The sequence below is a fragment of the Arenibacter sp. F26102 genome, from assembly GCF_023015865.1.
Classification (GTDB): domain Bacteria; phylum Bacteroidota; class Bacteroidia; order Flavobacteriales; family Flavobacteriaceae; genus Arenibacter.
The window spans coordinates 346,010-359,974 of record NZ_JALKBC010000005.1; the positions used below are offsets into that span (position 1 = coordinate 346,010).

14 protein-coding genes are annotated in these 13,965 nt (G+C 37.4%); 4 read left to right on the forward strand and 10 right to left on the reverse strand.

Translation table 11 applies throughout. The features are described 5' to 3' along the window. Positions 1 to 8: 8 nt before the first annotated feature. Both MWU78_RS09335 and MWU78_RS09340 read right to left on the reverse strand, forming a co-directional pair. Entirely contained in the window at positions 9 to 470 is a 462-nt protein-coding gene (locus MWU78_RS09335; RefSeq protein ID WP_246997217.1) for a (2Fe-2S)-binding protein, read from the reverse strand. Between the two features lie 181 nt (positions 471 to 651). Further along, positions 652 to 1,362: a galactosamine-6-phosphate isomerase gene (locus MWU78_RS09340; protein ID WP_246997219.1), complete on the reverse strand. Its 711-nt coding sequence runs from the start codon at positions 1,360 to 1,362 to the stop codon at positions 652 to 654. A 350-nt stretch (positions 1,363 to 1,712) separates the two neighbouring features. Between MWU78_RS09340 and MWU78_RS09345 the strand changes: the two genes are divergently transcribed. Then, on the forward strand, positions 1,713 to 2,804 hold the full coding sequence (locus MWU78_RS09345) for a VWA domain-containing protein (RefSeq protein WP_246997221.1): 1,092 nt from the start codon (positions 1,713 to 1,715) through the stop codon (positions 2,802 to 2,804). Between the two features lie 156 nt (positions 2,805 to 2,960). Next, positions 2,961 to 3,788, forward strand: coding sequence for an OmpA family protein (locus tag MWU78_RS09350; protein WP_246997223.1), 828 nt, complete (start codon positions 2,961 to 2,963; stop codon positions 3,786 to 3,788). 101 nt (positions 3,789 to 3,889) lie between these two features. On the opposite strand, the gene MWU78_RS09355 is transcribed toward MWU78_RS09350, so the two are convergent. Then, on the reverse strand, positions 3,890 to 5,704 hold the full coding sequence (locus MWU78_RS09355) for an alkaline phosphatase (protein ID WP_246997225.1): 1,815 nt from the start codon (positions 5,702 to 5,704) through the stop codon (positions 3,890 to 3,892). Positions 5,705 to 6,054: 350 nt separating this feature from the next. On the opposite strand from MWU78_RS09355, the gene MWU78_RS09360 reads away from it, so the two are divergent. Further along, positions 6,055 to 6,222: a hypothetical protein gene (locus MWU78_RS09360; protein ID WP_246997227.1), complete on the forward strand. Its 168-nt coding sequence runs from the start codon at positions 6,055 to 6,057 to the stop codon at positions 6,220 to 6,222. Positions 6,223 to 6,224: 2 nt separating this feature from the next. On the opposite strand, the gene MWU78_RS09365 is transcribed toward MWU78_RS09360, so the two are convergent. The 5 genes from MWU78_RS09365 to MWU78_RS09385 all read right to left on the reverse strand — a co-directional run bounded on the left by MWU78_RS09365 (position 6,225) and on the right by MWU78_RS09385 (position 11,134). Further along, a complete protein-coding gene (locus tag MWU78_RS09365) occupies positions 6,225 to 7,694 on the reverse strand; it encodes a M14 metallopeptidase family protein (RefSeq protein ID WP_246997229.1) in 1,470 nt (489 codons plus the stop codon). Between the two features lie 4 nt (positions 7,695 to 7,698). After that, a complete protein-coding gene (locus tag MWU78_RS09370; RefSeq protein WP_246997231.1) occupies positions 7,699 to 8,358 on the reverse strand; it encodes a peptidoglycan recognition family protein in 660 nt (219 codons plus the stop codon). A 41-nt stretch (positions 8,359 to 8,399) separates the two neighbouring features. Continuing rightward, positions 8,400 to 8,861 carry a 3D domain-containing protein gene (locus tag MWU78_RS09375; RefSeq protein WP_246997233.1) on the reverse strand — a complete coding sequence of 154 codons (462 nt, stop codon included), beginning with the start codon at positions 8,859 to 8,861 and terminating at the stop codon, positions 8,400 to 8,402. A gap of 61 nt (positions 8,862 to 8,922) precedes the next feature. Next, positions 8,923 to 9,738, reverse strand: a complete 816-nt coding sequence (locus MWU78_RS09380; RefSeq protein WP_246997235.1) for an FRG domain-containing protein — start codon at positions 9,736 to 9,738, stop codon at positions 8,923 to 8,925. A 697-nt stretch (positions 9,739 to 10,435) separates the two neighbouring features. Further along, positions 10,436 to 11,134, reverse strand: coding sequence for a hypothetical protein (locus MWU78_RS09385; RefSeq protein WP_246997237.1), 699 nt, complete (start codon positions 11,132 to 11,134; stop codon positions 10,436 to 10,438). A gap of 161 nt (positions 11,135 to 11,295) precedes the next feature. Here MWU78_RS09385 and MWU78_RS09390 point away from each other — a divergent pair, with 161 nt between their 5' ends. After that, the gene (locus MWU78_RS09390) at positions 11,296 to 11,928 is read left to right on the forward strand and encodes a TetR/AcrR family transcriptional regulator (RefSeq protein WP_246997239.1); all 633 of its coding nucleotides are present in this window, start codon (positions 11,296 to 11,298) and stop codon (positions 11,926 to 11,928) included. 286 nt (positions 11,929 to 12,214) lie between these two features. Here the strand turns inward: MWU78_RS09390 and MWU78_RS09395 are convergent, their stop codons facing one another. Both MWU78_RS09395 and MWU78_RS09400 read right to left on the reverse strand, forming a co-directional pair. Then, positions 12,215 to 12,832: a DEAD/DEAH box helicase gene (locus MWU78_RS09395; protein WP_246997241.1), complete on the reverse strand. Its 618-nt coding sequence runs from the start codon at positions 12,830 to 12,832 to the stop codon at positions 12,215 to 12,217. Positions 12,833 to 13,088: 256 nt separating this feature from the next. After that, positions 13,089 to 13,934 (reverse strand): 1,4-dihydroxy-2-naphthoyl-CoA synthase, encoded by an 846-nt coding sequence (locus MWU78_RS09400; protein ID WP_246997243.1) that lies wholly within the window; start codon positions 13,932 to 13,934, stop codon positions 13,089 to 13,091. Positions 13,935 to 13,965: the final 31 nt, after the last annotated feature.

A 13,965-nucleotide genomic window follows, 5' to 3' on the forward strand; every position in this document is an offset into this window, starting at 1 on the left:
CAAAAGGATTACCCTATTTTGGTGGCTGCAACTTCAACGGCCCTATGAATTCTAATATAGGAAGCACATCGGCATATATTGCCGTGCATAGCCGTCTTTATTTCGTCAGAAGTGGGATTTGGATTTTTGTCCAAAAAAGCAGAAGCGGTCATTATTTGTCCAGCTTGGCAATATCCGCATTGTGGCACATCTACTTCCTTCCAGGCCACTTGTACCGGATGGTTGCCATCTTCCGAGAGCCCTTCAATAGTGGTAATTTCCTGTCCAGCCACTGAGACTATTGGTAAAGAACAACTTCTTACTGCATTACCACCTAAATGAACTGTACAAGCTCCACATTGGGCAATTCCACAGCCGTATTTAGTTCCGACCAAATCCAAATGATCACGTAAAACCCATAACAAAGGGGTATCTTCCGCGACATCTACACTTTTGGAAACTCCATTAACCTTAATGTCATATTTTGGCATAGTTGATGTTTTTAAGTTGAAATAAGTAATACCCTACAAGGTACCAAATTTAGGGCAAGAATGAATTAATTTAACAGTTTGTTAAGGGGGTATTTCATACGTAGTTCACGGTATAACGCATAGGGATATGAACAATAAACACTAGTGTAAAGGCGCCTAATTTTAAGTCAATAAAATTAAATTAAATAGAGCTCTTGTCCAAATAACAATCCACATTGGAATGCAACCATAACAAGGAAGCCGGTAATGTAGTGGTAATATCTCTGCTCAACAACCTTTTTATGGCCTTCTTTTTGTTCGGTCCGGTTAAGAGTAGAATAATTTTTTTGGATTTTAAAATGTTGGACATTCCCAAAGTTAATCCATATGTTGGTGCAGTCTTCATTTTATTGGCCATGGGATGTTTAAGAGAGGATTTGCTCAAATCTGCAATATGGCAATCCGGGTATAATATTTTGGAAGGTTCGTTAAACCCTATATGTCCATTTTTGCCCAAACCTAGAATACAGATGTCAATTGGACCGTGTTCCTGAATTTCATTTTCCATGCGGTCACATTCTTTTTTTGCATCGGTAGGGCTGCTGTCGAAAGAGATATAATGGCTTTTGGGAATTTGAAGCGGGTCTATAAGATTCTTTTGAAGATAATACTCGGATGTATTGGGATAATCCCCATTGGTCCCTCCCCATTCATCCAATTTAATAATCTTTATATCCTTGAAAGTTTCCGGGGAGATTTTGTACGATTCCACCAATTTTTCGTAAAGTCTAGTCGGTGAATTCCCCGTAGCGGTGCAAATAAGCTGCTGCGGATTGTCCTTCAACTGGGACAATACTGTATCACAGGCCATTTGGCTCATGTTTTCATAATCTGCACAATAATGTATATTCATATCAAGTCCAAGCTTTATCTACTGAAGGGTTATGTAAAATACAAAAATTTAGGGTTCGGCACCCTGCGGCTGCAAAGTTTTCGGCCCTTTTATTTCAAGTGTTTTAGCTTTCCAAGTAGCTCAGTTGACAAATTATGGCATAATTGTCTAATAATCAGATGTATTGTCAATTATTTATTTACTTTCAATAAGTTTATTTAGGTCAGGTATTTTCAAGTGCTGATTACCAATGTGGGCTTCCGAAAAAATGTGAATAAAGTATTTAACAAATATTAACATTCATTTTAAACTTTAATATAATTTTAAATAGTTTTGAGCGTTCTGCTTGTTGAACGTTAAAAATTATGAAAATGAAATTATATACCGGAATAGCGGCACTATGCTTTGGCATTGCCTTATTAGTATCATGCGGAAATGCGGATGATGATGTTAAATATGGTTTAAATACTGGAGGGGATTTAGGTCTTGGAAAGCCAGTGGATGACTGTCTAAATTTAGGTGATGGGGAATTGGTTTTATCCATTCAAGATCAGTTTACCACCCTTCCAGGCAAAGTATCGATCTTTTTTAAGGTCTCCGATAAGGATGGCGATCCGGTTCCTGGGCTAACGGCCAGTCAGTTTACCATTTATGAGCAAGGTAGAAATGATGCCTGTTTTAATACCATATCCACTTCTGAATCTTTTGCCAGGATCTCTCCAAATTCACAAATATTCAACAACAATACTATTTTGGTGCTCGACTTAAGTAATAGTGTTTTGAGCAGCAGTATGGAAGAATTAAAAAATGCTTCCACCAGCTTTGTAAACAATGTGATGCCTGCGGTGGATACAGAATCCTTTAAAATGGCTATTTATTGGTTTGATGGGGAGGATAAATTGCATGTCTTAAATGAACTTACCCATGTAAAACAGGATTTGGTTACTTCCATTCAAGGTATTAATGCCAATATTAGTAGTGACCCTTCTACCGATTTGTACGGAGCTGTAATTAAGGCTACCGACAAGGCAGAAAAATTATTGGCAGCAAGCACCACCAATGATCGTATTGGCGCTGCCTCTGTTGTAATTTTCACTGATGGGACTGATCAGGCTTCCCGTTACACACAAACCGCCGCTTTGAAAAAAGTGGATAATGCCAATAAGAACATTGCCTTTTTCAGTATAGGATTGGGCGCGGAAATTGATGCCGATGTTTTAGGGAAAATAGGTAAGACTTTCAGTGTATTTGCTGGTAATAAAGAACAATTGGAAACTACTTTCAACGACATCTCTTTTAGGGTTTCAGAACAGGCAAATAGTTTTTACCTTTTTGAATACTGTAGTCCAAAACGTGATGGAAGTGGTGAGAATAACTTGGCCATTCAAGTTAAGCAAGGTAACAGGCAGGGAGCGGTACAAACAAAATTTAACGCAAAAGGATTTACTGGAGGTTGTGAATAACTGTCATTAAGTTTCTTTTAATCAAAACGTTAGGGCATCAAATTAATTTGATGCCCTTTTTTTTATTAAGATTTCTTTAAACGATAACGTCTTTTTCTGCTAAATGTCCGTATAACCTTACAGTAAACTATTTGTAAATTTTTTAATCAAAAAGAAATGAAAAAAGTAACGTTAGTTGGTTTGTTGGGAATGGCAGTTTTGGCTTCCTGTGTATCTAAGAAAAAATATGTTGCTCTTGAAGGCGATTTGTCCAATACCAAAAGCATGTTGACAAAAACTCGAGTAGAGAAAGAGGAATTGGAATCCAAAGTTTCCAAAATTGAAGCTAGGGTCGCAGAATACAACGAAAAAATAAATTCTTTACAAGAAATAAATGATTCTCAATTTAGTTCGGTTGATGATGTTGCTGTAATGAGCAACAACACAAAACAAAAAATGAGAGCCACTTTAGCAAAAATCGACCCTAGTGAATTGGCCAAGGCAAAAACTATGGAAGACTCCATGAACCTAGCTATTTCTTATAATTTAAAGAAATCCATTTCCGATGAAAATGATGATGTTATTGTAGACATCAACAAAACAGTTGTCATGATCAATATTTCAGATAAATTATTGTTCAACTCAGGGAGTTACAGAGTAAGTAGTAAAGCCAACAATATCTTGGCAAAATTGGCAGAAGTGATCAACTCCGAGCCTAGCATGGAAGTAATGGTTGAGGGACATACCGATTCTAGGACCATAAGTACTGCAATGTTTCAGGATAATTGGGACTTAAGTGTTAAGAGAGCAACTTCCATTGTAAGAATTTTACAAGATAAGTACAATGTTGATCCTGCTAATTTAATAGCTTCAGGTAGAGGTAGCTATTTGCCATTAGTAGAGAATGACAGCAAGGAAAATATGGCCAAAAACAGACGTACCAGAATAGTGATTATTCCAAATTTGGATAAGTTTTTTGCGCTATTGGATGCCGAGTCATTATAGAACACTACCATTATTATAATTATTGTTTTAGCCAAAAACCCCGATGCGTGCATCGGGGTTTTTTTGTCCCATGGGTTTCATGAATTTTAGGTTCGCGTATTCTATTTCTGGGATTCCTTAATATTGAGCAGCTTTAATATCTTGTGAAAAACTTCACTATTTTCATAGACGCCTTGGAATTCCTGTGAATGTGGTCCGTAGGCAAAAATTGGTACCATGGTCGCAGTATGGTCATCGGTGGTAAAATCGCCCTCGATCATTTTCTTTTCCATGTTGCCATGTGGCATGGTAAATCCTGATGTTTCATGATCTGCCGTTATAATCACTAAGGTATTCCCAGTTTTATCCGCGAACTTTATGGCCTCGGATATCGCAACGTCAAAATCTATCCCTTCGGTCACTATACCAGCAACCTCGTTCTTATGTCCGTACGAATCTATTTGGGCGGCTTCTACCATTAAAAAGAATGGCTTGTTCTTGGCGTTCAAGAATTTAAGTCCATTTTTAGTGGCTTCTGCCAATATATTTCCTCTACCTTTCAAAAAGCTGGGAACGTCATTTTCGGCTATAAATAATCCTATTTTATCCTTCTTGCTATCTCCTATTTCTTCAACATTCCTTAAAATTGAAAATCCCTTCTCATCTAATTGATTCATTTTAAAATTGGATTGCCCTCCCCCAATGAAAAGGGATAGCTTACTCTTCAAAAGATCGTTGGCAATTCCCTCGGTATCATCCCTATCCTTTTGGTGTGCATAGAAAGAACTTGGTGTGGCACCTACAATTTTATCGGTAGTTATACAGCCACTTATAAATTGATGTTGATCCAATAGTTCTGTTATATTAGTCAAGGGTTGACCATTAGGCGCCATACCAATAGATCTATTATAGGTTTTTGTTCCAGTTGCCAGCGCCGTTCCCGCTGCAGCGGAATCTGTAGTAAAATCGTCCGAAGATTGTGTTTTAATAAAACCAATACTTTTTAATTGTGTTAGGGTAAGGTTTCCCCCATTGGCCAAAACCGATGAAGAAATTTGGGTAAGACCATTACCATCCCCAATGAGCAGTATAACATTTTTGATACGCTTTTCCGTCTGATCGGACTTGTAGGTTGGAGTATATACGTCAGATTTGGCGGTGTTGTAATATACCCGGCTCCCTAAAGTTTGTAAATACCCGGATGATTTGTCCGGCATATCCGTATTTATATAATCAACTCCTAAATCATGGAAGGCTTTCCATGCTGTTTTGGAGTCAGGAGTGGCCCAAAAGCGGAAGGGCTTTTGAAAACTATGTGCTTTGTCTATAGTTGTCTTTACTTTTTGCAGGTCTTCGGTGGTTAACCTACCCTTGCCATTCCATCTGGAAAATTTATGAAAGGGAAGGCTTATCAATGCTACTTTTTCCCAAGCATCAGCCTTGGGAATATCGTCCAAACTTTGATAGTCGAACATTATAAACTGTGGATAATTTTTGTACTCTTCGGGCTTGGGTCTATTCCCGGATATTACCATCGTAATATTGGAGTTGTTAATGATGGTGGGATATTTCTCCAGAACGGAGACTATCTTGTTCAAGGTTGTATAGGTTTCGGATTTTATGTCTATCAGCAATTGTAGTTCCTGTATTTTTCCCAATTGTAATTCCAGAACCTGTTCAATTGGATCTAAATACAGGCTTTCTATAGTATGGTTATTAATTATATCCTTTTCGTCATGGGTAGCAAACAGGGTATCATTTTTTAAAAAAACATCTACCTCAATGGAATTGGCCCCGTGGGCATAGGCATCCCAGAATGGCATATTCTGTAAATAGTCATTGTGGGAATGTATTTTAAATTGATGTGATTCCTGTCCTATTAATAAATGAACGGACAATAAAAAAAGAATTAACAAAAAACCATTTTTCCTTAACATGGATATTGATATTTATTATTGATATTAAATTTTACCCTTATTGAAACTTTGTAACTAATCCAGTTTCCAAAGAATTAACCTAAAACAGCCTAATTTAAACAAAACTATATAATTACTCTTGTTTTAATAGTTGGTTGCGGTTAAGTTAACCTATAGATAAACTCTTCCAAACAAAGGCCGAACACTAGTCCAATTTTTCTAAAAAAAAACATAGTGTCTAGAGAGGGTGCAAACAAGCCGAAAGTAGGGTTTTTGGCGCGATAGTTGTTTTATTAATAACAACCCCAACAAACCTATGTTCATAATGCATACTAAAAACTAAATTTTGTATCATTTAAAAATTAAATATCATGGTTGTAATCAACGACATTTTTCAGTATAGCGCTATCAGTGAGCTATCCAATTGGTTTAAGGGTCTGGCCATTATCATATTTATCTCTATCGTTACCATACTTTTTATCATGCTTTTCTGGATACTTAAATATGGCGATAGCATGCGTATCTCTTTCGGGTATTAGAATTATCTAAGAATCAATGCATTTTTAAAATTCCCTTCCCCTGATTTTAGGTCGATAAGAAATCCGTTGACAATGGCATAACGGGGTTTGCCCTCCAGCTCCAATAAAAAGTTGGGATTGATACCTACCTGCATCCTAAATTCAGGAACCTTGTAGTTCTTTCCAATGACGTTGATGGGAAGCTTTATAAAATTCTTATCCTTTGGAATATTCTCCACCCTGACATAGGTGAAACCGGAACGCAATAAATCCAAGACCTTTAACTGTTCAACCTCCTTTATAGAGGCTAAGGTTTTAGGGTAAACCTTTCCGCCGGTCATTGAGAGACCTTTTCCTTCCAAAGTTTCAAATCCATAAAAGGTGGAAAGATCTCCCTGATCCACTACCCTACTGCTGTTGTAATAATTTTGGTGCATTGCATCATCCACTTCCAGTTGGTGTATGCCAACATCCAACATATAATTTTTGCCCAACAAATTATAGGTTAGGTTATTGAGTTTTAGATCGAACAGTTTACGGTCATTTTCGGGTATTTTTTCATAGTCGGCAAGCGGTATGCTCTTATAGTTACCTTTTGCAATACTGTAAATTGCCGATAGTATGGAGACATAATTAAGTTTTCTAATTTCCTGTTTTTCAGGATCATTCTTGTAACCCCCAGATTCAATTAGAATGGCACTTGTACCCCACTTCTGAATATTGTCTCCAAAGGCCCTTGGTTCAAAATCGTCGTTATAACGACCAACTTGGCCTGGAGCATATTTTTGAATTATTTGATTCATATAGACAATGACCTTCATGGCATTGGCGCGAACTTCATTGATGTCTTTTTCATAATTGAAGGCCGGGGCCAAATAGGAAATGGTAGCGGGTTTGTTTGTTCTTTCTGCGTTGTAGTAGGTGCTTTGGTCATGTAGATTGAATCCAAAATCCGCATTTAAACTATCCCTAACTCTTTTTAAGGTCCTTCCTTCGGGCGATTGTAATGATAGTGCATCCCTATTGATATCTATGCCCAAGGTATTTCTCCTCTGATAGATTTGAGCACCATCCGGATTGAGCATGGGTAAAAAATGCAACTTTAGATTTTTTAGAATGTTCTCCTTTTCGCTCTTGAAATCGGGACTGTTTAATAAATTCAAAATATCAAATATGGCCTGGGTGGCCGTGGGTTCGTCCCCGTGCATTTGCGACCATAGAAAAACATCGGTAGGCCCTGTCCCAATACTTATTAAGGAAAGGTTCCTCCCCTCAATGGATTTTCCTACAACAGCTACCTTAAATTTTGGGTTGTTGGCAAAGGTATTAATGAGGGGTTGTATATCTACATATTTTATCCTTCTTTTGTCTAAAGAAGGCTCCTTGTATTTCCCATAGCTTGCATATAAACTGGAGGTAAAATCTTTCTCCTGTCCGAAGCTTGAAAACACTATTAGAAAACAAAGGATCAAGGTGTATTTATTGTGGACCATATTATTATTTTGCTGCCGGTGTTGGTTTAAAATTAAGTTTTTTGGAGGCTCTTTTTACTCTTTTTAGAAATTTTTCACCAGGGTCGGTCTTTACAGTCCTATAGCCTGGGTCTTTTTCCAGCCAAAGGTTGCTATCCTCAAAAAGAGTATACTCATAGTGGCCAATAAGATAATCGATATCGTATTTGGATTTCAAATATTTTACCAACCATTTATTGGACCTTAATTGTGCCCTTGTAAGTTTTGTATTCCCCGTTCCACCAACATTTTCAATGCCAATAGCACAATGATTTAAGCCAATTACGTGTCTGGCCATCGTAGTTTCGGGCATTAACCTGTAAATTGTTCCATCTTGATCAACCAGAAATTGGGAGGATACATTTAACCCACTTGCTGCGCTTATCTCTGGTCTCCAATCAGGTAAAGTAGGTAATTCAAATGCCTGATACGATTTTTCCAAGGTAGGAATTACCGTCCAATGCAATACTATCATTTTAGGTTCTATGGAAGGTTCTTCTTGAATTAGACCATAATGGTCGGATAAGTATTCCAAGGTGAGATTTTTTCGTTCCTGATCAAAAATAATGGGTCTGTCTATAATTTCCCGGTTTACCGAACAGGAAAGGGCAAGAAATAGGAAACACAATAGGATACTGATTTTCATTGTTTTTTTCGAATATAAGCTGAAGGAATAAAGATACAATATCATTTCATTTCTAGGGAGTCCCTTTTAACCCTATAGTGGATGGTTATTTTTTTTCTTCCCCACTTTAAGGCCTTTTCCTTGTCCTCGTCCATGTAGATGTCGATGCGATTTTTCCATTTGGAATGCATTTTATCCTTTACCAGATAAATACTGGTATCCCCTTCTATTTTAACTTGAGTATTGTAATCCAATCCCAAAGGTATCAAGTCTTTGGAAACGGCAATTATTTTCATGCCCGGCCTTAGGGAATCGCCCCAAGCTGTAATGCCTGGGTGGATTTTGGAGGTTTGGGAAGGAAAGGAATTGTAGGCAGTTGCCGTTACCCCTAGCTTTTTCCAGATATACCCATCGTCCACAGCTTTTTCCTTGCAGCTAGCCAATGAAAAAAGGATGCCAGGCAAAACTAACCATAGTGTTAGTTGCCTACGATTTAAACCGAATTTATCTACCAATTCATTCACACCAGCTTTTTAGATTAATAGACCCACCAAATAGAAGGTTTGGTATTAAGTAATTAGAAAATTAATTGATCTTGTTCTTATCGCTATACCATCTTTTCAGCCATTTGGAAATTCCCTCTAAGCCAGGATAAATGATTCTTTCAGTAATATTTGCCTGATCCAGCTTATCCCTAATTTCCCACTTTAATCCTGATGGGATAATGACCTTTTTTAAATATTTGGGATGGTTTTTAAGCCATTCCAAAGGACTGGAATCCGGATCTAACATAAATGAAAAAAGTGCAAATTGGTTTATTATGCGATCATCAAGGGAAGGTGGTTCGAAAAACACCATGGTATTGGTGTTCCTACTTGAAAAATCATATAGTTCCTCTAGGGAATTACCAATTGTTTGTTTCAGTTCCATGGAGCTAAAATAGAATATATCTTTGCTCAATATAGGTGTTTTGAGCTCGTCCGGCAGGTGTTCTCTAAGAGCTACATAGTTTACCATCCAGATGGCTCCGTCCACATTATAGGTACTCATGTCCTCCGTTAAAAAATGTAAGGCAACATTTGGTGAGTGGGTCCAGTCGATAAGTCTTGTAGGCAGCCCATGGTGTTGTCCCAAGGAGATCCAGTTCCAAAAGTTGTTATAATCATCGATCAAGGTGTTTATGGGCGAGTACTTCTTAAAGTTTCTGATCATTGTACCTTCTACTTTTGAAGGTATCCTTCCCAATCTTTGCAGACTGGTCTCTAAACCAAATTGGGCATTATATACGCCCCTATAGGCATACGGAGAACGAAATCTATCGATCTTGTTGTCTTTTTCCTTAAATAAATATTCTTGAAGTTCTAACCAATTCTTAGGTTCAAATAACTCGAAATCTGTCATTTTTCTGAATAATTTATGTACATCCAAAACCGAATCTTATCTATATAAGAATTTCTACAAACCAATAAAAAGGTCAGCATAGGCCTTGTTTTGGACTTTAGAATACTATATTTCTCTCCATTACGAATAATGTAAACCTCTTAAAATTATATTAAGATATTAAAAATATAATAAAATATGGAGTTCGGGATTTAAGATTTATAGATTCTCTTTTTTACCCGTATAGGTGCGATGAATAAAGGTGTGGATAAAATGCCGATCCCACACAAAAATGGGTTTGCGAAACTTTATAAAGTTTTTCATTTTAAAGCTTATGTAAAAAAAACACAGGTCTAGGGCTTATTTTTTTACTGTGATTTTATACCTCTTCAGCGACTTACTACAATTCCTCCAAGCGCATTTGATTTTCTTAGGATTTTGTCCTGTTTAAAAAGTGTGACTATTTCTATTTCCACTGTTGCTGAATTAATTCGGTAGAAAAGGCTGGTCCTTTTGCTTACCACGGATTTATATACACCACCAAACTTGTTCGATTTTGGGGGCAACTTTCCGGTTGGATGCATATTTGCATCCTGAAACCTAACCTTGGCCAAAGAATGGTCTCTACAGAGGTTGTACATATAATTATTGCATCAATTATAGTCAACAGAAAACAAATATTTCTACGGCTTTGAATTACAATTGATATGCTCCGAACTTAATTTACAAATTCAAACTCCTCATATTCATTTTTAATTTTGACCAGTTTCTCATTTTTAAAAAATAATCTAACGGAGTTTCTTCCATCAACTGAAGAAGAAATATTTTCGGAAAATGTGAAAAACCATTCATCATAATTGACCATATCCGGGTCGTATGGTTTTGCTAGTGATTTCCCAGGAAGAACAAGTTGATAGTTTTGATACAATGGTAATTGGTATATGGCTGTCAATTTTTCCATTAAAACCTCAACAGGGTCATTGATATAAATGGAAGCATCACTAGGTAAGTCTTCTGGCCAATTTTGAATCGGTTCCAACATGCCTCCACCTTTTTCGATCGCACTTACTTTATTATGGTCAATTTGAAAGACCGTCCTTTCTAAAATACCAGAAGTTGTTTCTATAGTAATAGCATCGTATAAAGCAATATCACTTTGTATTTGTTCCGGGTTTGAATAAGGTAATCTGTAAAGAATACTTACTCGATCAATGTTTTTTTCAGTCCCCAGTTCTTGAAGCTGTCCAAATACTTCTAAAGGAGAGCTTCCTATTTCTAGGTTCCATTTTTTTCCTTGCGTGGTGGTCTCGGTCTGCGGAAAGCCATCATCCTTCAAGCAAGAAAGTAGGCATAAAACAGAAAAGAACAATAGAATAGATTTGTAAAATGGATTACTTTTTGCCAATTGTATCTTCATAACGGTGAACTTTAATCGATTGAAAGTCAAATGTACAATAATTTTCCCGTCAACGGGAAAATTAAACATGAATGTTGATAATATTCCATATCCATTGCAAATTATGTCCCAAATCATATAAAGGTTATAAAATTTACATAAGTTTGAGATAAAGAGTTGCTATGGCCAAAAAAAGGTACCAAGGGGAAATTAACGACAAGGAACGATCAAAGCAGAAGCTGATAGCTGCAGTGGGAAAAGTGCTTAAATCCAAAGGGTATACAGGCTTAACGGCCACGAATATATCAAAGGCGGCGGGATTAAGTAGACGCCTGATAACCATTTACTTTGAATCTGTGGACGACTTGGTGGAAACCTACGTTAGGGAAAAGGACTATTGGATTTCAGCTTCTGGAAATACTAGTGAAATGATTGTAGCCAGTAATGGTAAGGACACCAAGGAATTGATAGATCATATGTTACAAAACCAGCTCGATTATTTTTTCCATAATCCCGAAATGCAAAAACTGATCTTATGGGAAATCAGCAAAAAAACAAAGGTGTTGTATGATGTTTGCGAGGATAGGGAACGTCTTGGTTCAAAGGTTTTTGAACTGACGGATAAGGAACTTCATGGCAAGGATATTGATATAAGAGCTATTAGCGCATTATTGGTCGCCGGCGTATATTATATGGTATTGCATGCCAAATCTACCAATACCACCTTCTGTGAAATTGACATCAATGAACCCCAGGGAATGAACAGGATCAAAAAAGCCATTAGCTCAATATTGGAAAATGCTTATAAAAATTAATTCCGCTTTATAGATAATAGTAGTGATCTACTTTTATTGGTTTATCAGCGTGGAAAACCTGAATTTTGGAAGCGTAAAAGAAGCGAGATATCATAAAATAGCACTTTCACCACATCTTATGTCCATTTCCCAACATTATTTTCGTTCAACCGTACAAGCACCTTACTTTAGCAATGTAATAATAACGAAATAATAATTTTTTCATTTTCATATAGTGTTCTCGTGAAAGAGCTTTGTCCTAAAGGATAAGGCTCTTTTTAGTTATGGCCTTTTTGGTAGGATTGGATTACTCCCCTACTTCAATAATTTGGGCGTTGGCCATAAACAATTCTTGCATGCGTTCCATACGAGCATCGAATTTTGTTGAAAAAATGGCGTACAGACATCTGTCCAAACTTTCCGGGATTCTTATCACATCCGAAAAAGGAGTGGGTTTGTGTAAGAATTCAGCGTCGTCCACAATAAATAATTTAAGCTTACCTAGATTGATGCCGTTGAGGTAAAAAATCTTGCTCAATCTTTTTGGGGTGGCGATAACAATATCAACTCCCTCAAAAATTTCATTTCTCTGCGCTTCTATATTGTGTTCTTCATAAACAGTGTAGATACGTAGGTCCATTCTCCTTGTAAAGCGTTCAAATTCATTTTGAAGGGCCAAAGCCGATTCCTTGTCCTTTACAAAAATTAGCGCTCGTGGGGCATCCTCAAATGCAGCGCATTCCAGTTTTTGAAGCGTACTGATTATTATGGAGGTGGTTTTACCGGCACCTTCAGGGGCTATACCAAAAACACTGGATCCCCCTTTTATTTTAGAAAGGATTGCCTTTTGAAATGGAAGTGGATCTTTTAATCCTTGTACTTCCAATGCTTCTTTTAACTGTTCCTGTATTTTTTTAAATGCCATAACTTAGTTGTTAACTACTTCAATTTAAAATCTTTTATTTTGGTAAATATCAAGTTTCCCTTAACAGACCACAACTTTTTATCACTTCACAACAATAGTTTTCCCGATAAGCACTTCTACCCTACTTTAGTAGTGTAATAAAGAAATAAAGATTTTTCATTTTCATATAGTGTTCTCGTAAAAGAGCCTTGATCCAAAAGACAAGGCTCTTTTTAGTTTTTAATGTTTTGGTAATATTTGCGTTGGACCAAGACTGTTAGGGAATCCAATTGTTCTTTCCGAAATTTGGTTTGCGCTTTTCCAGAAATGCGTTTCTTCCTTCTTTGGCTTCTTCCGTCATATAGGCCAATCTTGTGGCTTCCCCGGCAAATACCTGCTGCCCCACCATTCCGTCGTCTGTTAGGTTCATGGCAAATTTTAGCATCTTTATGGAAGTGGGCGATTTTTCAAGAATTTCCTGGGCCCACTCGTAAGCGGTATTTTCCAATTCCTCGTGTGGTATAACGGCGTTTACCATTCCCATTTCTAGAGCCTCTTGGGCAGAATAATTTCTGCCAAGAAAAAATATTTCCCGCGCCTTTTTCTGTCCGACCATTTTTGCCAGATAGGCCGAGCCATATCCACCGTCAAAACTGGTTACATCGGCATCTGTCTGTTTAAAGATTGCATGTTCTTTGCTGGCCAAGGTTAGATCGCACACCACATGTAAACTATGTCCTCCGCCAACAGCCCATCCCGGAACCACTGCAATGACCACTTTGGGCATAAACCTGATGAGGCGCTGTACTTCCAAAATATTTAAGCGGTGCATTCCGTCTTCCCCAACATAACCTTTATGTCCCCGAGCTTTTTGGTCGCCACCACTGCAAAAGGAATATACGCCGTCCTTCGTAGACGGACCTTCGGCAGAAAGCAAAACTACTCCTATGCTGGTATCCTCCTGTGCGTCATAAAATGCCTGATAAAGCTCACTTGTCGTCTTGGGCCTAAAGGCATTTCTTACATTGGGCCTATTAAAAGCTATACGAGCAACACCACCGGATTTCTTATAGGTTATATCTTCAAATTCCTTAACTACCTTCCAATCAATTTTATTCTGCATTTCAAAAATGGTTTAACAGTTATCAAAGATA